Raw genomic sequence first — 22,658 nt, forward strand, 5'->3', positions numbered from 1 at the left:
GCCGCCGCTCGCCCGGTCAGGGGCCCGCGGCTCAGACCTCGTTCATCAGGAGGAAGGCGAGCGGGGACGCGACCAGCAGCGTGCCCAACGGCTCGGGGAGCCGGAAGCGCAGGTGGAGGACGTCGCCCTCCAGACGGGCGAGTTCGGCGCCGGCCGGATCGGTGTAGATCGCGTGCCCTCCGCCGCGCGGCCGGTCGAGGTGGCCGCCCATCTCGACCGGCTCCCAGGCGACCGCGCACAACGGCCGCTGGTGCGCGTCCACCACGTGATGCGCCTGCCGGAAGGAGGACCGGCCGCCGGGCAGCGCGCTGCGCCCCTCCAGGAAGCTCTGCGCGAAGGCCGCCGCATCGTGCACGATCCCGCCGACCGGCCGCCCGTCGGGGGCCACCACGGTGCAGGGCGGTTGCAGGGCCGAGTCCGCCCGGCCCGCGGCCCGGTCGACGAAGAACAACGGGGTGCCGCCGGGCGCGTCGGCGCGCACCACGATCCGGGAGCGGTCCGGGTACGGGGAGAGGAACCGGTTCAGCCCGCTCTTCGGCGGTGGCCCCACGACCTGGTGCACCTCGGCGAGCACCTGCTCCTCGTCGGCGGTGCGGATCTCGTGGCGGCGCGGCTCGCCGACGTCCCGATAGACGAGGGTGGGGGAGTCGTACAGGCCCATTCGCCGATGGTAGTGCGGCCGGCACGGGAAGCGCCGTCGAGACCCTGGCCGGTACGGGTCTGCGCCGGGCCGCCGAGGGGCCGCCCCCCGGCCGCGCACCCCCGGTGCGGGGAGTCCGCGAAGACGGGTAATGACAGGGCCTCCCTGCGCCGCCGGCTCCGGCCTAGCGTGGATCCCGGTCCGGACACGGCACGACAGCGGGCCGGGTGCGTGTCGGGGACGAAAGACCACGCGGCGTACCGGGCCGCCTCCCGGCGCGGCGGACCCGTCACAGGAACGCGCTGCCGCGCTCCGCTCCGCACCCGGCCGCCCGCACGGTTAGCCCGGCAGCACCCCGCCCCGGAACAGTGGCCGCGAACTGCCATGCCCGGTGCGGCGCCCACACCGCGACATGAGGGGAAGAACGCAGATGCACCCGCCGTCCGACGCCCCCGGACCCGCCTCCGGCGTCCGTGCCGCCGGCGCGTCCGCCCCGGCCGTGGCCACACCGCGGCGGGATCGGCGCGCGCGGCGGCCGTCCACCCGGACGGCGTTCGTGGGCGCCACCGCGTCACTGGTCGCGGTGTTCGCGGCCTCGGCCGCCCCGATCCCGCTCTTCGACGGCTACCGCCGCCTCGACGGCCTCACCAACGCCGACCTGGCGACGGCCGCGGTCACCTACTTCGCCGGAGTGCTGACGGCGCTGCTCGTGTTCGGCCGGCTCTCCGACCACCTGGGCCGCCGCCCGGTGGCGCTCGCCGCGCTCGTTCTGGCCGCCGCGGGCTGCCTCGTGCTCACCGGCGTGGACGGCACGCCGCCGCTGCTGGCCGGCCGGGTGCTCCAAGGGCTCGCGTGCGGGCTGGCCTCCAGCGCGCTGGCCTCCTACGTCGTGGACTCCGCACCCCCGTCCCCCGGCTGGCTGGCCGCCACCGTCACCGCGTGCGGACCCATGGTCGGCCTGACCATCGGCGCCCTCGGTTCCGGCGCGCTCGCCCAGTACGGCCCCGCCCCGCAGTCGCTCGGCTATCTGATCTGCGCGGGTGTGCTCACGGTGTGCGCGGTGGCCGTCGCCGCCGGACCCGACACGGTCGCGCGCACCCGAGGGGCCCTGGCCTCCCTGCGCCTGCAGGTGGGCCTGCCGCGCACCGCGCGGCGGCTGTTCCCGGTGGCCGCGTGCGTCTTCGCCGCCACGTGGGCGCTCGGCGGCTTCTACCAGGCGTTCGGGGCGTCCGTCGCGGCCGACCAGCTGGGTACGGGCAACGCGCTGGTGGCGGCGGCGGTGCTCGCCTCCTACATGGCGCCCAGCGTCGTGGGCGGGACGCTGGCCGGCCGGATCACCCCCGCGACGGCGCAGCGCGCGGGCATGGCCGGATTCCTGCTGTCGGTCGTCGCCCTCCTCGTCTGCCTGCGGGCCGGCGCGGTGCTGCCGTTCCTGGCGGCGAGCGTGCTGGCCGGCGCGAGCCAGGGCGCGGCGTTCGCCGGCAGCATGCGCGCGCTGCTGGCCGGGACGGGACCGGCGCAGCGGGCGAGCGTCCTGTCGACCACCTACATCGCCTCCTACAGCGGTGCCGCGATCCCCAGCTTCGTCGCCGGCCAGCTCTCGCACACGCTGGATCTGGGCGAGATCTCCCTCGGCTACGGCGCGCTGGCGGCGGTGTCGTGCCTGGTCACCCTGGTCGCGGCACGTAATCCGCGCGTCGGCCCGGCATCCGTGGCCCCGGGCGAGCGCCCGGGGACGGCCGCCCCGAGACGGTGACCGCCCGGCGCCGAGGCCGAACGGAGCCGCGCGTCCACTGGCCGCCGCCGCGCACGGGACGGGGACCGGGGCCGCGTCCGGTGAAGGCGCGGCCGGGGCCGGACCGCACGCGGCTACCCTCCTCACGAGGGGCGCGATCCCCGGCCCCCGGCCGGAGCGTCCCGCGACGGCGGGAGCGCCCGCTGGCGCGACGGGAGGTACCGATGACGGAGATCGCGGACCCGTTCAGCGGCGACGAGGAGTGGGCGGCGTTCTGGGACCGCCTCTGGCCGGTGTGGCGGCGGGTGCTGTGCGGGTCCGACACCGGCACGCCTCCGCCGCGTGGCCCGATCCTGCGGCGTCGCCGGCTCACCACCGACCTGCGGTGGGTGGGAACGTTCGAGCCCGTCAGGTGGCTGCCGGCGGTGACGCAGGCACTGCTCTGGGACGAGAACGGCATGGACCTGGGGCCGCTGACCGGCCGGTGGTGGGAGCTGCTGCAACTGGCCGGCCCCGCCAACGTGGACCTGCGGCGGCTGCGCGGTACGCCGATCCGGCGGCTGATCCTGTCGAACGTGGACGTGGCCGGCCTGTCCGCGCTGCGAGACGTTCCGGGGCTGGAGTCCCTGACCCTCGCCCACGGCGACTTCGGAACGCTGCCGCGCCTGCCCGGCCTGACCGAGCTCGTCCGGTACGCGGAGGCGGACGTCGACGTCGCCGCCGGGCGGCTCCCCGGCCTCCGGGTCGTCCGCATCGACGAGCCCTACCTCCCGCCGTTCGGTCCCGAGGACGTCTGACCTCCCCGCCACTCGCGGCGGAGGCCGCAGGGACCGCCCGGGAGCCGGCCGGCCGCCGGCCCCCGGGAGTCCGTCCGGACCGTCGTGCTACCCGGGCAGCAACCCGACGGGCAGGTGCACCGGGAGCAGCGACGGCAGCCCCCCGACCACCACCGCCGCGGTCAGCGTGTACAGCACGACCGTGCGGGTGCGGACCCGCGCGACATACAGCAGGAACGCCGGGACGAACAGCAGCAGCGCCGCGACGTAACCGCCCAAGGCGACCAGGACCAGGAACGCCGCTATCCAGGCGAACGTCCGGCCGGCGACCGCCACGCCCGCCGAGGCCCCGGCGCCGACCGGCACCATCTCCCGCTCCGGCTCCGGTTCCCCGGCCGGCGTCGGCGCATCCTCCGCCGGCACCTCTTCCGCCGCCGCGTCCGCGGCCGGGGGAGAGACCAGGGGCGGAGGGGGAGAGCCGGCCCCGTCCCGGCGGCGTCGGCGGAACCGCGCCAACTCCTGGAACACCAGCCAGGCCGCCGCGAGCGCACCGGCCGCGCACACCAGCCGCGGCACGAGCTGCGCGTCTGCGGAGTAGGACCCCGCCGCCGCGAACGCCGCGCCGAACACCGCGAGCGCGCCCACTCCGGTCAGCAGGGACCAGGGGGAGTCGGCGAGCGGCGCCTCCTCCTGTAGGGCCGCCGCGCCGGACGCGGCGTCGCCCGCCCCGGAGCGCCGGGCGCGGACGGCCCGCGCGGCGGCGGTGACGCCCGGCAGCGCGAGCACGGCGAGGAAGACGAGCACCCACGGCCGGCCCACCCAGTCCAGGCCGTCGTACACCTGGTCGGTGAGGAAGTAGTACCGCTCCAGCGGGATCGCCAGGACGAATCCGATGAGGAACGGCGCGCGCGGGAAACCGGTCCCCTTGAGCAGCCAGCCCAGAACGCCCAGCGCGAGCATGACCCACAGGTCGCCGAGCTGGCCGCTCTCCTGGAACGCGCCGAGCAGCATGACGACGACGAGGCCGGGCCCGAGCACCGCGAACGGCACCTCGGTGATCCGGGCCAGCCATCGGGTGCCGAGGAAGCACAGCAGCGCTCCCAGCACGCTGGCGATGGCGAAGGACCACACGATGAGGTACATCAGGTCCAGGTGGTCGGTGACGATCGCCGGGCCGGGCTGCACCCCGTAGGTCAGCAGCATCCCGAGCAGCATCGCGGCGGGCACCCCGCCAGGGATGCCGAACAGCAGCGTGGGGATGAGGTCGCCGGCCTCGACCGAGTTGTTCGCGCTCTCCGGCCCCACGATGCCGCGCGGGTCGCCCTTGCCGAACTTGCGCCGGTCCTTGGCGGTGGCGACCGCCTGCCCGTAGGCGAGCCAGGTGCCGGCGGTGGCGCCGATGCCGGGCAGGACGCCGGCCCAGATCCCGATGAGCGAGCCGCGCAGGACGTGCGACCAGTACCGCAGCCACTCGCGGACGCCGGCCAGCCAGCCGCCGCCCAGGCGCACGGTCCGCTCCGGGCCGGTGCCGCGCTGGCCGACCCGGGAGGCGATCTCGGCCAGGCCGAACACGCCGAGCGCCACCGCCACCAGGGAGAGCCCGTCGCCGAGGAAGAGGCTGCCGAAGGTGAACCGGTACTCCGCGGTCGTGGGGGACGTGCCGACCATGCCCAGCAGCAGCCCGAGCAGGCCCGCGACCAAGCCCTTGGCGACATTGCCCCGCGACAGCACCGCGGCGAGCGCGACGCCGAGCACGGTCAGCATGAACAGTTCCGGGCTGCCGAAGGACAGCACGAGCGGCCGGGCCAGGGGGATGGCGATCGTCAGCCCGACGGCGCCGAGGATGCCGCCGGCCATGGACGACAGGAAGGCCAGGCTGAGCGCCCGCGCGGCCTGCCCCCGGCGCGCCATGGCGTAGCCGTCGAGCATGGTGACGCTCGCCGAGGCCGAGCCCGGAGCTCCGAGCAGGACGGCCGCCACCGTGTCGGAGGTGTGGACGACGGCCAGCGCCCCGATGAGCAGCGCCAGCGCCTGCGGCGCCTCCATGCCGAAGGTGACCGGGAGGAGGACGGCGACGGCGCCGGTGCCCCCGAGGCCGGGGATGAGGCCCATGAGGAGGCCGGCGAGGACGCCTGCCAGGAGCATCACCAGCAGGGAGGGGTCGGCCAGCGAGATGAGCGCGGCCAGTGCTGCTTCGCCCATGACCCGTCACCCCTCACCCAGGTCGACCTGGTAGTCGCTCGCCAGCAGCGCGAGCAGGTAGTCGCGGACGTCCGGCTCGACCTCGTAGGCGTCGCGGGTGCGTTGGGGCAGGTCCTCCCCGGCCTCCAGCGGGTAGCCGCCCAGCACCTCGGCGGCATCACGCTGGAACCCGGGGTCCGCACCCAGTTCGTGCGCGGCCCCGCGCAGCGCCGCCACCGCCGGTTCCGGTGTGTCGCCGGGGACCCACATGGCCTTCTGGTAGGTGTAGGTCAGGCCGAGCATGGTCCGGTAGGCGTCGAACGCGGGGCCGTCCGGCGCCGACCCGTGCAGTTGCTCGTACACCTCCGGCACGGTCGCCAGGTCGGGGAAGTTGGGGTCGCGGACCACGTCGCCGTTCTCGTCGAGCTGGCCCAGCGACATCAGCGGCACGGCCGTGCCGTCGTCCAGCAGCGGCTGCACGGCGGGACCCCAGGCGGACGTGGTCTGGTAGTCCAGGTCGATCTCACCGCGCTGCAGCGCGAGGTTGACCGGTCCGCGCCCCTCGAACCCGAAGATCGCGGTCACGTCCACGTCCAGCAGGTCGAAGGCGACCATGGTGGTCAGGTCCAGCCCCGTGGGGCTGATGCCGCCGAACCGCAGCGGCTGGCCGCGCTCCATCAGGTCCTCGACTCCGTCGAGCCCGGCCCCGGCGCGGCCGTAGATCGCCCCACCGGTGCCGTTCACGACGACCGGGGTCAGTCGGGTGAAGTCGTAGTCGACCTCCGAGCGGCCCAGGACCCAGGGCACGACCGTGGTCGCGGTGCTCACCAGGACCTCGGTGCCGTCGGCGGGCGCGGAGCGGGCGAAGTCGTTCGTCGCGGTGATGCCCTCGCCGCCGCCGTCGTTGACCGGCGCGAACCCGGGCTCGCCCGGGACGGTGCGCAGCAGTTCCTGCCCGACGAAGCGTGCCCAGGTGTCGGTGCCGCCGCCCTCGGCGAGGGGGATGACGACCTCCACGGTGGCGTCGGAGAAGTCGCCGTCGACGGTGGCGACGCGGCCGCCGAACAGTTCGCCGCCGGCCAGCGCGGCGACCACGGCCAAGACGGAGAAGCCGCCCATGACCGCGAACGCGGTCCGCGGCTTCGGGGGCGGTGGGTCGGCGGGCGCCTGGACGGGGTGGCGATCGAGGACGTCGCTCATCTGGTCGCCACCTCCCCTGGGACGGCGCCGACCGGGTCCATCGCCGGCTCGGCGTCGGGGAGCACGAGGCTGGCCTCGGCGAGGCGGCGGACCGTGCGGGTGACGGCGACGGCGAGCCGGCCGTCGTGCTCCCCCGTCCGGGTCGCGACCGTGCCGGCGGGGGTGGCCAGCCGCAGGTCGTCGTCCGTGCGGGTCCCCACCAGGTGGGAGACGACCGTGTCCGGGGTGCGCGCGGCGAGGGTCAGCGCGACGCTGCCGGTGATGGCGACGGCCGGGTGCGCGCGCCCCATCGAGAGCATGCGCACCACCAGGTCGGCGCCGTCGTCGGTGGGCGCGGCGACCAGCGCGATCTTGGGGACGGCGCGCTCGGCGGCCTGCGGGGTCGGGGCCAGGCCGATCGCCACCGCGGCCCGGCGCCGCAGGTCCTCCAACCGGGCCGCCAGGTCGGCGCGCGCGTCGAGTTCGGCGGGCGTCTCCGTGCCGGTCAGCCCGACCGACCGGGCCGAGACGACGACGAGCGGCGCGCCGGCGTCCACGATGGTCACCGGGAGCGTGCCGTCGCCGTCGGGGAACTCGTCTATGACCGCGCCCGTGGGGAAGAGCTTGCCGGTCGTCCGGCCGGCCGGGTCCACGAACCACATCCGCACCGGTATGCCGGCGAACGGCACTCCCGGGATCCGCGCGGTTCCCCGCTCGTCGAGGACGCCGTCCGGGGTCGGCACCTGCAGCACGATGAGCTGGCCGGTGTTGGTGTTGCGCACCCGCACCGTCGTGGAGCCGGGCCTGGGGGCGACCCAGCCGCGCAGCACCGCGTAGGGGCCGACGACCGCCGAGCAGTTGCCGCAGTTGCTGCCCCAGTCCACCACCGGCTGGTCGATGCCGACCTGCGCGAACGTGTAGGCGACGTCGGCGTCGTCCTCCTCGGCGCGGGCCAGGATGACGGCCTTGCTCGTGGTCGACGTGCCGCCGCCGACGCCGTCCACCTGACGGGGGTCGGGGCTGCCGAAGAGGCGCAGGAGCACCTCGTCGACCGGCCGGTCCGCGGCGGCGAGATCCTCCCGGTCGAAGACCCAGCACTTGCTGGTTCCGCCCCGCATCCATGTGGACGCGATCCGTGGCATGGACTTCCTCCCAGGTCGTGAAGGCGCGCGCGGCGCCGTGTGACGCACGTCATGCTGATCATGTGGCGTGCAGCACGATGATGGGGGGCGAGGTGCGTGAAGCACCATCACTAATGTCTTCACGACCATGTAGGAATGCTTAAGAGGGAGCTGCGATGCTGGACGTCCGGCGGCTCATACTGCTCGCGAAAGTGATCGAAACCGGCTCGGTCACGGCGGCGGCGGGCGAGCTGAACTACACCCCGTCCGCGGTCTCCCAGCAGTTGCGCCGGCTGGAGAGCGAGGTCGGGCAGCCGCTGCTCAACCGGCTGGCGCGCGGGGTCACCCCGACCGACGCGGGCGCGGTGCTCGCCGCGCACGCCCGCCGGATCCAGACGCAGTTGGCCGCGGCGGAGTCGGACCTGGCCGAGGTGGCCGGGGTGCGGCGCGGCCGGTTGGCGATCGGTACGTTCCCCACCGCCGGAAGTTCGCTGCTGCCGCTGGCCGTGCGCCAGTTCCGGTCCCGGCATCCGCGCATCCGGCTCAGCGTGCACAGCGCGCGGTTGGACCGGCTCATGAGGATGCTCACCAGCGGCGAGGTGGGGCTGTCCCTGCTGTGGGACTACGAGTGGAGCCGGCTGCGCGCGGAGGACGTCGAGCTGACCGACCTGCTGGAGGACCCGACGGTGCTCGTCGTCTCGGCCGACCACCGCGTCGCCGGTCAGCGGACGGTGACGATGGCCGAGCTCGCCGACGAGGATTGGATCGTCCGGGAGCCCGATCACCCGGTCGCCGAGGTGCTGGAACGAAGCTGCCGCCTGGCGGGGTTCAAACCGCGGATCGCCTTCCACGCCAACGACTACCAGGAGGCCCAGGCCATGGTCAGCGTCGGGCTGGGGATCGCGCTGGCCCCGCGCACCGCCGTCGCCAACCGCAACCCCGACGTCCGGGTCATCTCGCTCGGTAGCACCGCACCGGCGCGCCGGATCCTCGTCGCGCGCCGCGTGGACCGGGTGAGCGCGCCGAGCGAGAACGAGATGCTGCGCGTCCTGCGGGAGGTCGCCCACGCGTACCAGCGGTCGTCGGACGGCTAGCCGGCCGCGGATGGCCGCCGAGCTCTGTTGACGCAGGAGCAGTCCGCCGTTACCTTCCGCCAGGAGCGGCAGTTGGGGGCAACATGGGGCGTTCCATCGATCCGGACGTGTTCGTGCAGGTCGTCCACCACACCGACAGCGAGTGGCAGTGGCAGGGGACCCTGCACACCTTCGAAGAGGCCGGTGCCCGGCTTCGGGTCCGGCGGCCCGCCACCGGCGCCGTCTCGGGCGGGCTGGAGTGCGCCATCTGCGGGGAGACGGTGCGCTACGCGGTGCGGAGCGCCCCGGCGACCCGGCTCCGGCGGCGGATGTGGGCGGCGCTCGCCTGCCTGGCGGCGGTGGTCCTCGTCGCGACCAGCGTGAGCGCGGGGCCGCTGGTCGGCCGGGTCGTCGGCTCTCCCACTCCCGGGCCGGCGTTCGCGGTCATCGGCGTGCTGATCGCCGGCTTCGGGTTCGGGCTGTTCGGCGGGGTGCTGTTCGTGGCCCTCTGGCGCACCGAGCACGGGGTCCGGGGCCCCAAGCCGCTGCGCTTCAGCTCCGGCGCCAACGAGCACGCCCTGAAGTACTCCTAGCTCCGGCACACCCGGTCCCGCCCCGGAGCGGGACCGGCCGCGCCGGCCGCCGGGAGCGGTCCGGTGCCGGTCACTCTCCGGATCCGTCCCGCCGCCACCGGCCGGGGTGCCGTGGCTACGCCCGCATCCGGCGGGCCGCCGTCGAGAACAGCGACGCCGCCTCGTGCAGTCCCTGGGTGCTCCGGTGGATGTCGCGCGCGAACAGGTCAACGGCTTTGGCGTGTGCGAGCTGGGCGAACACGGCGGCGGCCTGGTGGTCGCCGTTCTCCTGGGCCTGCAGGGCTCTGGTCGCGAGCTCGTCGATGGTCACGTCCTCGAAGGACACGCCGCCTCCAGTGGTCGGTAGCAAGGTTCGCCCGCAACAATGCCCGATTCCGGCCACGCTCCGTGACCGAATCCGGCACATGGCCGGAGACGGACATGCGCGCCTCCCGTACCGGGCACGGTCGCGGACGCGGTCCGACGTGCGCCGGCCGGACAGCGGCGCGGCCGGCGCGACCGGCCGCCGCGATAGTTCGTCAGGTGACCGGCATATCCCGGGACAATGCGGGGCATGTTGCGGCCGTCACCCTCGGAGCCCCCTCCCACGGGCGGTGCCGAAGAGCCGAACAGGAGCTGGCAGCGTCATGATCGACCTGGGTACGTACGGCGCGGCGTTCTTCACCGACCCCTACTCCGTTTACGCCGAACTACGAGCGAAGGGTCCCGTGCACCGGGTCCGGCTTCCCAGAGGGGAGGAGGTGTGGCTCGTCGTCGGGTACGAGGAGGCGCGGGCGGCCCTGGCCGATCCCCGGCTCTCGAAGAGCTGGCAGCGGGCCAGCGGCAGTGAGATCGAGGGGGTGATGGGCGACCACATGCTCACCACCGACCCGCCCCAGCACACCCGGCTGCGCCGGCTCGTCGCGCGCGAGTTCACCACGCGGCGGGTCGAGGCGCTGCGCCCCCGCGTCCAGGAGATCACCGACGAACTGCTGGCCGCGTTGCCCACGTCCGGGAGCATCGACCTCGTGGACGCGTTCGCCTTTCCCCTCCCGATCACGGTCATCTGTGAACTCCTGGGCGTCCCGTCGCTGGACCGGGTGGCCTTTCGCGCCATGTCCAACGCGATGCTCGCCCCGAGCAATGGTGTCGCGTCCCGGCAGGCCGCGGCGGTGCCGATGCGCGACTACCTCGACGAGCTGATCGACCGCAAGTCCACGGAGCCCGGAGACGACCTGTTCAGCGCGCTGATCCGCACCACGGACGAGGACGGCGACCGCCTCTCCCGCACCGAACTGCGCGCGATGGCGTTCCTGCTGCTCGTCGCCGGCCACGAGACGACCGTCAACCTGATCGCCAACGGGGTCCTCGCGCTGCTCACCCACCCGGAGCAACTGGCCGCGCTCACCGCCGACTGGTCCCTGCTGGACGGCGCGATCGAGGAGACGCTGCGCTACGACGGTCCCGTCCAGAACGCCACCTCGCGTTTCACCCTCGAACCCGTCGAGATCGGCGGCGTCACCATCCCGGCGGGGGGCGAGACGGTCCTCGTCGTCCTCGGCTCCGCCGACCGCGACCCGGACCGGTTCCCCGGCGGAGACGACTTCGACATCCGCCGCCCGCACGGCGGGCACCTGGCGTTCGGCCATGGCGTCCACTTCTGCCTGGGCGCGCCGCTGGCCCGCCTGGAGGGCCGCGTCGCCCTGCGCTCCCTGCTGGAGCGCCACCCCGATCTGGCCCTGGACGTCGACCCGGCCGCGCTCTCCTGGCGTTCCAGCCTGCTGGTCCGCGGCCTGGCCGCCCTTCCGGTGCGCCCGGGACCGGCCCGCGTTCCCGGTGCCGCCGTGCGGGGGTGACGCGCCGCCGCCGTGCCCGCCGTGGCCGTGCGGGGGAGGCGGGCACGGCGCGGGGACGCCGCCCTCACGGCCCGGTCCGGGACCGGCCCTCCACCAGGGCGGCGAAACCGTCGAGGTGACGCGCGAGGCCGTACTCGAACAGCCCGTCCAGGTCGGCGACCGTCCCCTCCGGAATCGCCGCCAGCAGGGGAAACCGGCCATCGGCGAGGAGTTCGTCGGCACGCCGCCGCTGTGCCAGCCACCACCGGTCGAGCGTCACACCGGTCTCCTGTTCCGCCTCCACCTCGGCGGCCAGGGACAGCGCCACGGTCATGACCAGCCCGTGCAGCGTGAGCGCCTCGCGGATCCGGATCGTCATGGGCAGCCCGAGCCCGTCGAGCGCCCGCAGGGTCCACTCGGTGTACGCGGTCAGGTTCGGCATCAGCAACGGCCGGGTGAACGAGACGGCCCTGGGCAGCCAGGGGTGCCGCCGGCACAGCTCCCACTGCCGGCGGGAGACCAGTTCGAGCTTGGCGCGCCACCCGTCCGGCCCGGGGGTGGGGAGCTCCGGTTCGCCGAAGGCCGCGTCGACCATCTGCGCCACCAGCTCGTCCTTGTTCGCCACATGCCGGTACAGCGACATCGGGCCGGCGCCGAGTTCGGCCGCGAGGCGCCGCATGGACACGGCGTCGAGTCCTTCGCCGTCGGCGATCGCGATGGCGGTGCGCAGGACGTGCTCCCGGTTCAGCGCCTGCCTGGGGGCGCCGGTGTGCCGCGGTGGCGGCGACACGGCCGGGCCGGGCGGGCGCTGCCGGCCCGCGCGGGCGCTGACCACCGTTCCGGAGCCGACCTTGGCCTCGACCAGGCCCTCGTCGCGCAGGGTCGCCATCGCCCTGGTCGCGGTGGCGATGGCCACGCCCCACCGTTGCGCGATCTGCCGGATGGACGGCATACGTTCGCCCGGCCGCAGTTCACCGGCCAGGATCCGGGCCCGGATCTCCTCGACGATCCGCCGGTAGGGGGGATCCGGTCGCTGGGCGGTCGACATGGGGCCTCCGGTCCCTCGGTGTGGCGATGCCGCAAAAATGTACTAGGTCGCTTTCAACTGTACCAGTGCACTTTCTTGATTTCACCGGCGCCATCTATAGGGACAAGCGCGGTGATACGGCTACGGTGTACGCATGACATCGAATACGGCGTACGCACCCGTGTGGCGCGCAGGGGACGCGGACCAGCGGACGGTGGTGGACGTGCTCACCCAGGCGTTCACGGACGATCCCGTCGCCCGCTGGCTCTTCCCGGACGGGAGCGGTGACCTCCAGGCGCGCTTCTACCGTTCGCTGATCACCCATCCCGCCGGGGAGAGCTACCTGGCGGGCCGTGCCGAGGGCGCGGCGGTATGGCTGGCGCTGGGCGCGGGACAGCCGCCCCACGAGGACCCTCCGGGCGGGCCGGGCACGGGCGGGACCCCGCCCTCCGGGGCGGGCGGCGCGCGACTGTCTGCTCTCGGCCGGGCGCTGGCCGAACGCCACCCCATCAGCGAACCCCACCTCTACCTGTCCTGCGTGGGGGTGGCCCGTGAGCTGCGGGGCACCGGGCTCGGCTCGGCGCTGCTGCGGCACCGGCTGGAACGTGCGGACGCCGACCGCGTCCCCGCGTATCTGGAGGCGAGTTCACCCCGGAGCCGGGCGCTCTACCTGCGCCACGGGTTCGAGGATCTCGGCGAACCCGTTCGCGTGGCCGGCGGCCCGCCCCTGTGGCCGATGTGGCGCCGCCCCCGTGGCTGACCGCCGGCGGCCCACCGCCGCACCCCTCCCGCCGGCCCGTTCCGGGCCGGCGGTACCACCCACCCGGCAGCGGCCGGGAAGACAAGGAGATGACACCGATGACAACGACGCCGAGCGGCACCGGAACCGCCCCCGCCCACGACGGCGGCCACGGTGACGGGCGACCGCCGACCCTGGTCTTCGTCCACGGCACCAATTCGTCCTCGTCCGCGTGGCTGGGGCTGGTCCGCGAACTCACCCTGCGCGGCCACCGATGCGTGGCCGTCGACCTTCCGGGACACGGCGACGAAGGGTTCTTCCCCAGCGCCTACCAGGCCCCGCAGGACCCGGCCGGGCTGGCGGCCGAGCCGTCGCCGCTGGCCGGGCTGACCATCGACGACTACGTGGAACGCGTGGTGGGCGTCGTCCGCCGCGCCCGCCGCCACGGGCCGGTGATCCTCGTCGGCGCGAGCCAGGGCGGCGTCACCGTCAGCCGGGTCGGCAACGCCGTTCCCGAACTCCTCGACCGGGTCGTCTACGTCGCGGCGTACTGCTGCGTGGACCTGCCGAACATGGTCGCCTACCTCGCGGAACCGGAGAACGGCGAGAGCCTCGTCGCCCAGGTGACGGCGGCGGCGGTCGCCGATCCGGCGGTCCTGGGGGTGAACAGGATCAACTGGCGCTCGGCCGACCCGGCGGTGGTCCGCGGCATCAAGGAATGCCTCGCCGGCGACTTCACCGACGAGGGCGCGCGCCGGATGCTCAACATGCTGGAGCCGGACGAGCCCGTCAGCATCCCCATGGCGGAGGCGCGCGGCCAAGCCGGCACGTGGGGCCGGATCCCCCGGACGTACGTGCGGTTCACCCGCGACCGGCTGATCCCGCCCGCGCTGCAGGACCGGTTCATCAGGGAGGCCGACCGCCTCACCCCCGGCAACCCCACCGACGTGCGCAGCGTCCCGGCACCGCACATCGGCCCGTTCGACCGGCCCGAACTCGTGGAGATCTTCGCCGAGCTCGCCGGCCGCTGAGCCGCGAACGCGGCTGCGCGCCGCGGCGCGCGGGCCGCAGGCCGCCCTCCTCGCCGGTACGGGGGCCGAGGAGGGCGGCCTCCGGCCGCTAGCGTCCGACCAGCGCCAGGTGCGCCGCGCCGTAGCGATCGCCCCGGACCCCCACTCTGGCGGCCAGCGAGTCGAGGTCGGCCCGCTCGTCCGCGCTGAGCGCCACCCGGGTGGCGGCGGCGTTCTCGGTGAGCCGGCCGCGGCGGCGCGTACCGGGGATCGGCACGATCCACGGGTGCTGGGCGAGCAGCCACGCGAGCGCGATCTGGCCGGGCGTCGCGCCCTTCGCCTCGGCGAGCCGGGTGACGTGCGCCACCAGCTCCAGGTTCGCCGCGCGGTTCTCGCTGCTGAAACGGGGGATCGTGCCGCGGATGTCACCGGAGGCGAACGCGGTGCCCGCGTCGACCGTCCCGGTGAGGAACCCCTTCCCGAGCGGGCTGAAGGGCACGAAACCGATGCCCAGCTCGGCGCAGGCGGGCAGCACCTCCGGTTCGGGGTCGCGCGTCCACAGGGAGTACTCGCTCTGCACCGCGGTCACCGGGTGGACGGCGTGCGCCCGCCGGATCGTGGCCGCCGACGCCTCGGAGAGGCCGAAGTGGCGCACCTTGCCCGCCCGCACGAGGTCGCCGACGGCACCGGCCACCTCCTCGATCGGGACCTCCGGGTCGACCCGGTGCTGGTAGAACAGGTCGATCGTGTCGATGCCGAGCCGGCGCAGCGAGGCGTCGGCCACCCGCCTGATCTGCTCCGGGCGGCTGTCGAGCCCCACCGAGCGGCCGTCCTCGATCCGCCAGCCGAACTTCGTGGCGATGACGACGTCGTCCCGCAACGGGGCGAGCGCCTCGCCGACGAGTTCCTCGTTGACGTAGGGGCCGTACACCTCGGCGGTGTCGAAGAAGGTGACGCCCAGGTCGACGGCGGAACGGAGCACGCCGATCATGTCCCGCCGGTCACCGGGGTTGGGTCCGTAGCTCTGCGACATGCCCATGCATCCCAGGCCGACCGCGGAGACGGCCAGCCCTTGACCGAGTGTGCGTGTGTGCATCAGGTGTCCCTCTCGATGTCGTGCGCCGGCCGGGTAACCCGGCCGTTACGGGTGCTGCCGCGCCGGAGTCCCCGGCGACGCGGACCCCGCCTCAGCGCCGGTACTCCTCGTCGGTGACGTGCTCCAGCCAGGTGGTCGTGGCGGACGGGTCGTCGGCGTTCTCCAGCATCGCGAGATGCTCCATGAAGTCGTCCGGGGTGGCGCCGTGCCAGTGCTCCTCACCGGGCGGGGTGTAGATCGTCTGCCCGGGGTGGAGCTCGATGATCTCTCCGCCGCGCGACTGGACGAGCGCCACGCCCTGTGTGACGTAGAGCGTCTGGCCCCTGGCGTGCGAATGCCAGGCGGTGCGCGCGCCCGGCGCGAAGCGCACCCTTGACACGACCATCCGCTGCCCGCCCTCCTGGGGTGCGGCGATCGCGTCCAGCCATACGTCCCCGGTGAAGAACTCCGGCGGGTTCTTGACCGTGGCCGGTTTCGGGATGATCCGCATGCGAACTCCTAGTGGTCTCGTCGGGCACCGGCGCCGGAGACGCCGCCGCGCTCCGGCGGGAGCGCGGGATGGCCGGGCAGATCCTGGGCCGCCGCCCAGCTCGCCAGCAGCCGCAGCCGTTCCTCGGACTCCGAGCCCGGCTCCGCCGTGTAGATCAGGAAGGAGAGGCCGGGCTCGGCGGTCAGCTCCATGCCCTCGTAGGAGAGCGTGAGGGCGCCGACCACGTCGTGGTGGAAGTCCTTGGAGCCGGTTCCGTGGTGCCGCACGTTGTGCGCCGCCCAGCGGGTGCGGAACTCCGCGCTGCGCGTCGACAGCTCCCCGATGAGGTCGTGGAGTCCCCGGTCGTGCGGATCCCGGCCCGCCTCGGTCCGCAGGATCGCCACGCAGACGTCGGCGGCCGGCTCCCAGTCGGGATAGAACCGCTGAGAGCGTTCCAGGTCGAGGAACGCGAAGCGTGCCAGGTTCCCGGGACGCTCGGCGGTGGCGAAGACATCGGCGTAGAAGGCGTACCCGAGCCGGTTGGCGGCGAGGATGTCCATCCGCCCGTTGCGGACGAACGCCGGCCCGGTGGTGACGGCGTCGAGCGCCATCTGCAGGCCGGGCCGTACGGTCCAGGCACGCGAGGAGCGTCGCCGCGGCCGGGGCGACGGCGCGTTGCCGGCCGCGCGCGCCAGGTCGAACAGGTGCGAACGCTCGGCGTCGTCCAGCCGGAGGGCGCGGGCGAGCGCGTCGAGCACCTGGTCGGAAGCGCCCGCCAGGTTCCCGCGTTCCAGACGCGTGTAGTACTCGATGCTCAGGTCGGCGAGTATCGCGACCTCGCTGCGCCGCAGACCGGGCACCCGCCGATCGGTCCCGGCGGGCAGCCCCACGTGCCGCGGAGTGAGCCGCGCGCGGCGGGTCGTCAGGAACTCGCGCACTTCACTGCGGTTGTCCACGTTCCCCACGGTAGGCGGGCACGGCGCCGCGAGGGATGCCCTGCCAGTACCCCTCTCGCGGGGGGCTGCGCACCGTGACGCGGCCGGGCGCGCTCGTTACCGTTGGCGGCCGGCCCACTGATCGCCGGTTCGCCGGTGTCACGCCGGACGGTTGCGGCGGCACCGCCAGGACGTCGTCCTTGGGCGTTCGCGCGCACCAAGGTCCGCGCGCGGGCACGCATCGTCAAGAAAGTGGCCACTCTCCGCCAACGACGGGCGCCCGCGGCCCCGGGAGACTGGGCGTGCGCACGTCCCGGTACTGAGAAACGACCCGTGAAGGGGGAGCGGATGCTGAAGAAGGCCATCGTCGTGGCGGGGATCGCCGTCGCGGCTCTGGGGTTCGGAGCGCCGGCCCAGGCGGCGGAGGACGGCACGCTGGGCGACAACTGGGGCACCAGCCTGGGCGACAGCTGGGGAGCCGGCGTGGGAGACGACTGGGCCACCGGATTCGGAAGCGTCTGGAACTAGCGCCCACATGGTGAAGACGTCACCGGCCGCTCCGCCGGACTCGGGGAGCCGCGCCCGCTGACGTGCTGAGCCCCTGACGGCCGCCCCCGCTCCCCCGATCGAGCGGGGGCGGTCCCGTTCCGGTGCCCGCCTCCCGGCGGCATGACACGGCCGCGGTGGGTGGGGCATGCTGGACCGTGCTGTTGCGCCAATTGGAGTATCTGGTGGCGTTGGCCCGCGAGCGGCACTTCGCGCGCGCCGCCGACGCCTGCCACGTGTCCCAGCCGTCGTTGTCGGCGGGCATCCGCAGGCTGGAAGGCGAACTCGGCGTGCCGATCGTCCACAGAGGGCGCAGGTACGCCGGACTCACCCCCGAGGGCGAGCGCGTGCTGCAGTGGGCGCACCGCATCCTCGCCGAGTGCGACGGACTCCGCCAGGACCTCTCCGCCATGCGCGGCGGGCTGTCCGGCGTGCTGCGTCTGGGCGCCATCCCGACCGCCCTCACCGCGGCCTCCCTGCTGACCAGCCCGTTCTGCGACCGTCACCCGCACGCCCGGGTGACGCTGGAGTCGCTGTCGTCCAGCCGGATCGCGCACCGGCTCGCGGAGTTCGAACTGGACGCCGCGATCACCTACGTGGACGAGGAGACGCCGCCCGGCCTGCGGGCCGTCCCGCTGTACGAGGAGCGGTACCTGCTGCTCACCCCCAACGACTCCCCGCTGGCCGACCGCCGAACCGCGCACTGGGCCGAGGCCGCCGCCCTCCCGCTGTGCCTGCTGGCGCCGCAGATGCGCAACCGGCGAATCCTCGACCGGTTCTTCGCCGACGCCGGCGCCACCGTGGTGCCCGCGATCGAGACCGATACCGTCTCCGCGCTCTACGCCCACGTGGCCACCCACCGGTGGTCCAGCGTGATCGCCCACGCCTGGCTGCACATGTTCGGAGTCCCCGAGGGCATGCGGGTGGTGCGGATGACCGACCCCGCGCGGTTCCCGCGGATCGGGCTCGTCGTGGCCGACCGCCGTCCCGAACCGCCGCTGGTCGCGGCGCTGCTGGCCGTCACGCGGGAGACCGACGTGCGCGGCGAGCTCGAACGGCTCCTGTACCGCTACCTGGCCGGCGCGTGACCGCCGTCATAGGCGGCGGCTATCCCGTCATAGAAGCTTTCCCTTTGACCTGCGGTAACGTGCGAGGAGAAGCTCGAAGCGCCCTGTCCGGCATGAGCTTTGGAGTCTCATCATGGCGAAGGTGCTGTGCGTCCTCTACGACGACCCTGTCTCCGGTCACCCGGCCTCCTACGCGCGCGACGACCTGCCGCACATCGCGTCGTACCCGGGCGGACAGACCCTGCCGACCCCCCGCGGCATCGACTTCACCCCCGGGCAGCTGCTCGGCAGCGTCTCCGGCGAGCTCGGCCTGCGCCGTTTCCTGGAGGACCAGGGCCACACCCTCGTCGTCACCTCGGACAAGGACGGTCCCGACTCGGTCTTCGAGCGTGAACTTCCCGACGCCGACATCGTCATCTCCCAGCCGTTCTGGCCCGCCTATCTCACGGCCGAACGCATCGAGCGGGCGAGCCGGCTGAAACTCGCCATCACCGCCGGCATCGGCTCCGACCACGTCGACCTCGACGCCGCCATCCGGCACGGCGTCACCGTCGCCGAGGTGACCTACTGCAACAGCATCTCCGTCGCCGAGCACGTCGTGATGATGATCCTGTCGCTGGTCCGCAACTACCTGCCGGCGCACCAGATCGTCCGGGACGGCGGCTGGAACATCGCCGACGCGGTCGCGCGCTCCTACGACCTGGAGGGAATGCACGTCGGCAGCGTCGCCGCCGGCCGGATCGGCCTCGCCGTGCTGCGCCGGCTCGCCCCCTTCGACGTGCACCTGCACTACACCGACCGGCACCGCCTGCCGGCCGAGGTGGAGCAGGAGCTCGGCCTGACGTTCCACCCCAGCGCCGAGGACATGGTCCCGGCCTGTGACGTGGTGACCATCAACGCCCCGCTGCATCCGGAGACCGAGGGCCTGTTCGGCGACCGGCTGCTCGCCACCATGAAGCGCGGCAGCTACCTCATCAACACCGCCCGCGCCCGTATCGCCGACCGCGACGCCGTCGTCCGGGCGCTGGAGAGCGGCCGGCTCGCCGGGTACGCCGGCGACGTGTGGTTCCCCCAGCCGGCCCCGGCCGACCACCCGTGGCGGACCATGCCGCACCACGGCATGACGCCGCACATCTCCGGCTCGTCGCTGTCCGCCCAGGCCAGATACGCCGCCGGGACCCGGGAGATCCTGGAATCCTGGTTCGCCGGCTCCGCGATCAGGGAGGAGTACCTCATCGTGGACGGCGGCAAGCTCGCCGGGACCGGGGCGCACTCCTACTCCACGTCGGGCCCGCAGGCGTAACCCGAGCGCCACGCCGAGACCGGCCCCGGCAGTCGTCGCCGGGGCCGGTTCCGGCGGAGGCCTGTCACCGGCGGATCGGCCCGACGCTGCGGCGGGCCCCTCCGGCGCTCCGGGTCAGCGCCCCTCCCGGCGGACGCGCTTCACCTCGCGGTCGACGGCCCAGGCGTCGCCGACCGGCCCGATGTGGCGGAGTTTGTCGGGGTTGATCACCGCACGGACGGTCTGGATCCGCCCGTCGAGCACATCGAGGGCCAGGGTGTGCAGCACCCTGCCGTCCCGGTCACGGAAGACGGCGCCGGGCTGGCCGTTGACCTCGCGCGGCTCGCACGACACGCCGATCCGGATCAGCCAGGGGAAGGCCGTGCCCAGCACCCGGGCCACCCGCTCCGCGCCCACGATGGCGTTGGACCACTGCGGCGCCTTGCCGCCGCCGTCCCCGACCATCTGGACATCGGCGGCCAGCAGCTCCCGCAGTCCGCCCACATCACCGTCCTTCAGCGCTTCGAAGAACCGGGATGCCAGCTCCCGCCGCTCCTGCCGGTCCGCCGCGAACCGCGGCCGCCCGGCCGCCATGTGCCGCCGCGCCCGGACCAGCAACTGCCGGCACGCCGGCTCCGACCGTCCCACCGCGGCGGCGATGTCATCGAACCCGAAGGCGAACACCTCCCGCAGCACGAACACCGCTCGCTCCAGCGGGCTGAGCCGTTCCAGCAGCAACAGTGCCGCCATGGACACCGAGTCGGCCAGGTCCGCCGATCTCGCCGGATCCTGGTACGGATCGCTGAGCAGCGGCTCCGGGAACCACGGTCCCACGTACTGCTCCCGCCTGACCCGCGCGGAGCGCAGCACGTCGATCGAGATCCGCGTCACCGTGGCCGACAGGAAGGCCTTGGCCGACGTGGGCGTGGTCGGCGAGCCGTCGAAGCGCAGCCACGTCTCCTGCACCGCGTCCTCGGCCTCGCCCACACTGCCCAGAATCCGGTAGGCGATCGAGAACAGCAGCGGCCGCAGCTCCTGGAACTCCTCGACCTTGCGCACGCCGACCCTCCTCTTGTGGTCCTTCCGCCCGCCGCACTCGCGGCGCGGTCACCTTCTGGTGATCACCGGGCCGGGCCCCCGCACCGGCCGCCGGTGCCGTTCAGCGGAACCGCCCGGGCTCGTAGTCGCCGGCCGGCTGCCGGGTGATGACGTTCAGCCGGTTCACCGTGTTCATGAAGGAGATCAGGATGACCAGGGTGGTGAGCTGCTCCTCGTCGTAGTGCTCGGCGGCGCGCGCCCACACCTCGTCGCCGACCCCACCGGCCGCGTCCGCGATCCGGGTCCCCTGCTCCGCGAGCTCCAATGCGGCGCGCTCGGCCTCGGTGAAGACCGTGGCCTCCCGCCACCCCGCGACCAGGTTCAGCCGCACCGGGGACTCGCCGGCCGCGGCGGCCTCCTTGGTGTGCATGTCGATGCAGACGGCACAGCCGTTGATCTGGCTCACCCGAAGCGACACCAGCTCCTGCGTCGCCGCCGGCAACGGCGACTCCTTGAGGGCCCTGCCCGCCGACATGATGTACTTGGTGATCTTGCCGGCGGTCGGGCTGGCGAAGTAGTTCAGCCGCGCGTCCATGGTGTGCTCCTCTGCGCTCGTCAGTGGCTGCACCCCCTGAGACGAGACGGCCCGGCCGCCTGTGACATGGCGGGGAGTGACCCACGTCTCATCACCTCCGGCGCGGGTGCGGCGGCCCGCTGTGGGCCGTCGGCCAGCGGGTCCCCCGCCGCGGCCCGAACCCGGCGCCCCGCAAGCCCCACCTGCTCGACCGATCGCGCATTCCCCCGGACGTCCGCGGCACACCGGCGGAGGAGGAGTACGACGAGCAGCCCGGCGTGGCTACGAAACCGGCGGCATCGAGCGGTTCGACCAGCGTTCCGGCGCCGAACTTCCGCTCCGCCCCCGATCGGCCTCGCCCTGGCCGCGGTGGCGCTCGCCGGGTCACTCCGCCGTCAGCTCGGTGACCAGTTCGCCGAGTCCGCCGAACCGCCGGTCGAAGGCGTCGGAGTCCACCGGCGGATCCCCGCCCGGCCGCTGGACGTAGGCGGTGCGCATGCCCGCCGCTTGGGCCCCGCGAAGGTCCCAGGCGTGCGCCGCGACCATGAGCACGCGTTCCGGCGGGCAGCCCGCGGCGTCGATGGCGAGCCGGTAGACCTCCGGCGCCGGTTTGTACGCGCGGACGGTCTCGCCGGACAGGGCCAGGTGCCAGCGCAGGCCGGCATGGGCGCTGAGCCGGAGCAGAGCGGTCCGGCCGGCGTTGGACAGCGCGACCACGGGGAACCGGCGCGCGAGCCGTTCGAGGCCCGCGACGGAGTCGCTCCACGGCGGGAGGCGCTGCCCGGCCGTGGCCAGCCGGGCTACGGCCGCCGGGTCGGCGAGCCCGGCACGGTCGGCCACCCGTTGGGCGGCCTCGCGGTCGAGGACCTCGGTGCCGACGTACGGGCGGTCTCCACGCGCGATGCGCTGCTGTTCCACCTGTAGATGCCGCTGCCACAGCGCGACCAGCCCGTCGACCGGCACCGTGCCGGACGCGGGAACCGCGTCCCGGATCTCGGCTCGGAGCCCGCCGGATTCGTCGACCAGTGTGCCGAGGACGTCGAAGACGACGACCTCGATGTCGCGGCTCCCGGCCATGCGCTCTCCTCCTCGCTGTCGTGTCACCTGCTCAACCGGTGACGACTTTGCCAGCGGGCCACGTCACCGGTCAAGATGGTGACGTGTATTTCTCGTTCGTGAGCGGAAACCCGGCCCTCGACCTCGCCGGCACCGTGGCGACTCGCCGGGACGACCCCGTCGACCTGCTGGCCGCGCCCGCGGACCTCGAACGGTGGGTGGCGGAGTGCGACGGTCTGCCCGATCGTGTCACCGCCGATCCCGCGGCCTTCGCGTCCGCGATCTCCCTGCGAGAGGCGGTCTACCGGCTCGCTCTCGACCGCGTGCTGGGCCGGCCCTTCGATCCGGGTGGCCTGGACATCGTCAACGGCACGGCCGCCGGGCCGGTGCCCACGATGAGGCTCAGCGACGCGGGCCTCCAGGTGTCGGGAGACATCCGCGCCGTCCTCTCCCACCTGGCCAGAAGCGCCATCACCGTGCTCGCCGATCCGCACGCCCGCCTCAAGGAGTGCGGCCGCGCCGCCTGCACCCGCATCTATCTCGACCGCTCGCGCGGTGCCCGGCGCACGTGGTGTGGGATGGACGAGTGCGGCAACCGCGTCAAGGCCGCGGCCTATCGAGCCCGCCGACGGGCGTCGGCGACGGCCGTCGGCCGCGAGTCCGGCGCGGCACGTGACGACCTCCCGCCCCTCTCCCGATAGGAATCG

The 22,658-nt window shown here is 73.9% G+C and carries 23 protein-coding genes; 11 read left to right on the forward strand and 12 right to left on the reverse strand.

Going from position 1 to position 22,658, the window contains the following annotated elements; all coding sequences use genetic code 11:
* Positions 1-31 precede the first annotated feature (31 nt).
* Positions 32-661, reverse strand: coding sequence for a hypothetical protein (locus tag ACFQRF_RS10965; protein WP_379870911.1), 630 nt, complete (start codon positions 659-661; stop codon positions 32-34).
* A 409-nt stretch (positions 662-1,070) separates the two neighbouring features.
* On the opposite strand from ACFQRF_RS10965, the gene ACFQRF_RS10970 reads away from it, so the two are divergent.
* Both ACFQRF_RS10970 and ACFQRF_RS10975 read left to right on the forward strand, forming a co-directional pair.
* Positions 1,071-2,396 (forward strand): MFS transporter, encoded by a 1,326-nt coding sequence (locus ACFQRF_RS10970; protein WP_379870912.1) that lies wholly within the window; start codon positions 1,071-1,073, stop codon positions 2,394-2,396.
* Between the two features lie 203 nt (positions 2,397-2,599).
* Entirely contained in the window at positions 2,600-3,172 is a 573-nt protein-coding gene (locus ACFQRF_RS10975; RefSeq protein WP_379870913.1) for a hypothetical protein, read from the forward strand.
* Between the two features lie 87 nt (positions 3,173-3,259).
* On the opposite strand, the gene ACFQRF_RS10980 is transcribed toward ACFQRF_RS10975, so the two are convergent.
* From ACFQRF_RS10980 to ACFQRF_RS10990, 3 genes are read right to left on the reverse strand one after another with little or no spacing between them, the layout of a single operon-like run.
* Positions 3,260-5,353 (reverse strand): tripartite tricarboxylate transporter permease, encoded by a 2,094-nt coding sequence (locus ACFQRF_RS10980; RefSeq protein ID WP_379870914.1) that lies wholly within the window; start codon positions 5,351-5,353, stop codon positions 3,260-3,262.
* A 6-nt stretch (positions 5,354-5,359) separates the two neighbouring features.
* The gene (locus ACFQRF_RS10985; RefSeq protein ID WP_379870915.1) at positions 5,360-6,532 is read right to left on the reverse strand and encodes a hypothetical protein; all 1,173 of its coding nucleotides are present in this window, start codon (positions 6,530-6,532) and stop codon (positions 5,360-5,362) included.
* Positions 6,529-7,653, reverse strand: a complete 1,125-nt coding sequence (locus tag ACFQRF_RS10990; RefSeq protein ID WP_379870916.1) for a PrpF domain-containing protein — start codon at positions 7,651-7,653, stop codon at positions 6,529-6,531. The genes ACFQRF_RS10985 and ACFQRF_RS10990 overlap by 4 nt, the downstream gene beginning before the upstream one ends.
* A 155-nt stretch (positions 7,654-7,808) precedes the next feature.
* On the opposite strand from ACFQRF_RS10990, the gene ACFQRF_RS10995 reads away from it, so the two are divergent.
* Together ACFQRF_RS10995 and ACFQRF_RS11000 are read left to right on the forward strand one after the other, a co-directional pair.
* A complete protein-coding gene (locus ACFQRF_RS10995) occupies positions 7,809-8,726 on the forward strand; it encodes a LysR family transcriptional regulator (protein WP_379870917.1) in 918 nt (305 codons plus the stop codon).
* 83 nt (positions 8,727-8,809) lie between these two features.
* Positions 8,810-9,298, forward strand: coding sequence for a hypothetical protein (locus ACFQRF_RS11000; RefSeq protein ID WP_379870918.1), 489 nt, complete (start codon positions 8,810-8,812; stop codon positions 9,296-9,298).
* A 115-nt stretch (positions 9,299-9,413) separates the two neighbouring features.
* On the opposite strand, the gene ACFQRF_RS11005 is transcribed toward ACFQRF_RS11000, so the two are convergent.
* Entirely contained in the window at positions 9,414-9,623 is a 210-nt protein-coding gene (locus ACFQRF_RS11005) for a hypothetical protein (protein ID WP_379870919.1), read from the reverse strand.
* Between the two features lie 301 nt (positions 9,624-9,924).
* On the opposite strand from ACFQRF_RS11005, the gene ACFQRF_RS11010 reads away from it, so the two are divergent.
* Positions 9,925-11,133, forward strand: coding sequence for a cytochrome P450 family protein (locus ACFQRF_RS11010; RefSeq protein WP_379870920.1), 1,209 nt, complete (start codon positions 9,925-9,927; stop codon positions 11,131-11,133).
* A 64-nt stretch (positions 11,134-11,197) separates the two neighbouring features.
* On the opposite strand, the gene ACFQRF_RS11015 is transcribed toward ACFQRF_RS11010, so the two are convergent.
* Positions 11,198-12,160 carry a GntR family transcriptional regulator gene (locus ACFQRF_RS11015; RefSeq protein ID WP_379870921.1) on the reverse strand — a complete coding sequence of 321 codons (963 nt, stop codon included), beginning with the start codon at positions 12,158-12,160 and terminating at the stop codon, positions 11,198-11,200.
* Positions 12,161-12,293: 133 nt separating this feature from the next.
* Here ACFQRF_RS11015 and ACFQRF_RS11020 point away from each other — a divergent pair, with 133 nt between their 5' ends.
* Positions 12,294-12,899: a GNAT family N-acetyltransferase gene (locus ACFQRF_RS11020; protein WP_379870922.1), complete on the forward strand. Its 606-nt coding sequence runs from the start codon at positions 12,294-12,296 to the stop codon at positions 12,897-12,899.
* Positions 12,900-12,997: 98 nt separating this feature from the next.
* Positions 12,998-13,909 (forward strand): alpha/beta fold hydrolase, encoded by a 912-nt coding sequence (locus ACFQRF_RS11025; protein ID WP_379870923.1) that lies wholly within the window; start codon positions 12,998-13,000, stop codon positions 13,907-13,909.
* A gap of 88 nt (positions 13,910-13,997) precedes the next feature.
* Here the strand turns inward: ACFQRF_RS11025 and ACFQRF_RS11030 are convergent, their stop codons facing one another.
* The 3 genes from ACFQRF_RS11030 to ACFQRF_RS11040 all read right to left on the reverse strand — a co-directional run bounded on the left by ACFQRF_RS11030 (position 13,998) and on the right by ACFQRF_RS11040 (position 16,409).
* The gene (locus tag ACFQRF_RS11030) at positions 13,998-14,984 is read right to left on the reverse strand and encodes an aldo/keto reductase (protein ID WP_379870924.1); all 987 of its coding nucleotides are present in this window, start codon (positions 14,982-14,984) and stop codon (positions 13,998-14,000) included.
* 91 nt (positions 14,985-15,075) lie between these two features.
* Positions 15,076-15,474 (reverse strand): (R)-mandelonitrile lyase, encoded by a 399-nt coding sequence (locus ACFQRF_RS11035; protein ID WP_379870925.1) that lies wholly within the window; start codon positions 15,472-15,474, stop codon positions 15,076-15,078.
* An 8-nt stretch (positions 15,475-15,482) separates the two neighbouring features.
* On the reverse strand, positions 15,483-16,409 hold the full coding sequence (locus ACFQRF_RS11040; RefSeq protein WP_379870926.1) for a helix-turn-helix transcriptional regulator: 927 nt from the start codon (positions 16,407-16,409) through the stop codon (positions 15,483-15,485).
* A gap of 327 nt (positions 16,410-16,736) precedes the next feature.
* Here ACFQRF_RS11040 and ACFQRF_RS11045 point away from each other — a divergent pair, with 327 nt between their 5' ends.
* From ACFQRF_RS11045 to ACFQRF_RS11055, 3 genes are all read left to right on the forward strand, one after another.
* Positions 16,737-16,916 carry a hypothetical protein gene (locus tag ACFQRF_RS11045; protein WP_379870927.1) on the forward strand — a complete coding sequence of 60 codons (180 nt, stop codon included), beginning with the start codon at positions 16,737-16,739 and terminating at the stop codon, positions 16,914-16,916.
* 176 nt (positions 16,917-17,092) lie between these two features.
* Positions 17,093-18,022, forward strand: coding sequence for a LysR family transcriptional regulator (locus ACFQRF_RS11050; RefSeq protein WP_379870928.1), 930 nt, complete (start codon positions 17,093-17,095; stop codon positions 18,020-18,022).
* A 112-nt stretch (positions 18,023-18,134) separates the two neighbouring features.
* Positions 18,135-19,304 (forward strand): NAD-dependent formate dehydrogenase, encoded by a 1,170-nt coding sequence (locus ACFQRF_RS11055; protein ID WP_379870929.1) that lies wholly within the window; start codon positions 18,135-18,137, stop codon positions 19,302-19,304.
* Positions 19,305-19,418: 114 nt separating this feature from the next.
* Here the strand turns inward: ACFQRF_RS11055 and ACFQRF_RS11060 are convergent, their stop codons facing one another.
* From ACFQRF_RS11060 to ACFQRF_RS11070, 3 genes are all read right to left on the reverse strand, one after another.
* Positions 19,419-20,342, reverse strand: coding sequence for an RNA polymerase sigma-70 factor (locus tag ACFQRF_RS11060; protein ID WP_379870930.1), 924 nt, complete (start codon positions 20,340-20,342; stop codon positions 19,419-19,421).
* Between the two features lie 100 nt (positions 20,343-20,442).
* Positions 20,443-20,916 carry a carboxymuconolactone decarboxylase family protein gene (locus tag ACFQRF_RS11065; RefSeq protein ID WP_379870931.1) on the reverse strand — a complete coding sequence of 158 codons (474 nt, stop codon included), beginning with the start codon at positions 20,914-20,916 and terminating at the stop codon, positions 20,443-20,445.
* Between the two features lie 363 nt (positions 20,917-21,279).
* Positions 21,280-21,972, reverse strand: a complete 693-nt coding sequence (locus ACFQRF_RS11070) for a haloacid dehalogenase type II (RefSeq protein WP_379870932.1) — start codon at positions 21,970-21,972, stop codon at positions 21,280-21,282.
* An 83-nt stretch (positions 21,973-22,055) separates the two neighbouring features.
* Between ACFQRF_RS11070 and ACFQRF_RS11075 the strand changes: the two genes are divergently transcribed.
* On the forward strand, positions 22,056-22,652 hold the full coding sequence (locus ACFQRF_RS11075) for a CGNR zinc finger domain-containing protein (RefSeq protein WP_379870933.1): 597 nt from the start codon (positions 22,056-22,058) through the stop codon (positions 22,650-22,652).
* The last annotated feature ends 6 nt before the right edge of the window (positions 22,653-22,658 follow it).

This window comes from Marinactinospora rubrisoli, assembly GCF_042664915.1.
Taxonomy (GTDB): Bacteria; Actinomycetota; Actinomycetes; order Streptosporangiales; family Streptosporangiaceae; genus Marinitenerispora; species Marinitenerispora rubrisoli.

Excerpts from the sequence above, each read along its gene's own strand:
- ACFQRF_RS10985 (WP_379870915.1), bottom strand. The coding sequence starts at position 6,532 with ATGAGCGACGTCCTCGATCGCCACCCCGTCCAGGCGCCCGCCGACCCA.
- ACFQRF_RS10970 (WP_379870912.1), top strand. The coding sequence starts at position 1,071 with ATGCACCCGCCGTCCGACGCCCCCGGACCCGCCTCCGGCGTCCGTGCC.
- ACFQRF_RS10995 (WP_379870917.1), top strand. The coding sequence starts at position 7,809 with ATGCTGGACGTCCGGCGGCTCATACTGCTCGCGAAAGTGATCGAAACC.
- ACFQRF_RS11070 (WP_379870932.1), bottom strand. The coding sequence starts at position 21,972 with ATGGCCGGGAGCCGCGACATCGAGGTCGTCGTCTTCGACGTCCTCGGC.
- ACFQRF_RS11045 (WP_379870927.1), top strand. The coding sequence starts at position 16,737 with ATGCTGAAGAAGGCCATCGTCGTGGCGGGGATCGCCGTCGCGGCTCTG.
- ACFQRF_RS11030 (WP_379870924.1), bottom strand. The coding sequence starts at position 14,984 with ATGCACACACGCACACTCGGTCAAGGGCTGGCCGTCTCCGCGGTCGGC.
- ACFQRF_RS11020 (WP_379870922.1), top strand. The coding sequence starts at position 12,294 with ATGACATCGAATACGGCGTACGCACCCGTGTGGCGCGCAGGGGACGCG.
- ACFQRF_RS11015 (WP_379870921.1), bottom strand. The coding sequence starts at position 12,160 with ATGTCGACCGCCCAGCGACCGGATCCCCCCTACCGGCGGATCGTCGAG.
- ACFQRF_RS10965 (WP_379870911.1), bottom strand. The coding sequence starts at position 661 with ATGGGCCTGTACGACTCCCCCACCCTCGTCTATCGGGACGTCGGCGAG.
- ACFQRF_RS11000 (WP_379870918.1), top strand. The coding sequence starts at position 8,810 with ATGGGGCGTTCCATCGATCCGGACGTGTTCGTGCAGGTCGTCCACCAC.
- ACFQRF_RS11055 (WP_379870929.1), top strand. The coding sequence starts at position 18,135 with ATGGCGAAGGTGCTGTGCGTCCTCTACGACGACCCTGTCTCCGGTCAC.
- ACFQRF_RS10980 (WP_379870914.1), bottom strand. The coding sequence starts at position 5,353 with ATGGGCGAAGCAGCACTGGCCGCGCTCATCTCGCTGGCCGACCCCTCC.
- ACFQRF_RS11025 (WP_379870923.1), top strand. The coding sequence starts at position 12,998 with ATGACAACGACGCCGAGCGGCACCGGAACCGCCCCCGCCCACGACGGC.
- ACFQRF_RS11010 (WP_379870920.1), top strand. The coding sequence starts at position 9,925 with ATGATCGACCTGGGTACGTACGGCGCGGCGTTCTTCACCGACCCCTAC.
- ACFQRF_RS10975 (WP_379870913.1), top strand. The coding sequence starts at position 2,600 with ATGACGGAGATCGCGGACCCGTTCAGCGGCGACGAGGAGTGGGCGGCG.
- ACFQRF_RS11035 (WP_379870925.1), bottom strand. The coding sequence starts at position 15,474 with ATGCGGATCATCCCGAAACCGGCCACGGTCAAGAACCCGCCGGAGTTC.
- ACFQRF_RS11065 (WP_379870931.1), bottom strand. The coding sequence starts at position 20,916 with ATGGACGCGCGGCTGAACTACTTCGCCAGCCCGACCGCCGGCAAGATC.
- ACFQRF_RS10990 (WP_379870916.1), bottom strand. The coding sequence starts at position 7,653 with ATGCCACGGATCGCGTCCACATGGATGCGGGGCGGAACCAGCAAGTGC.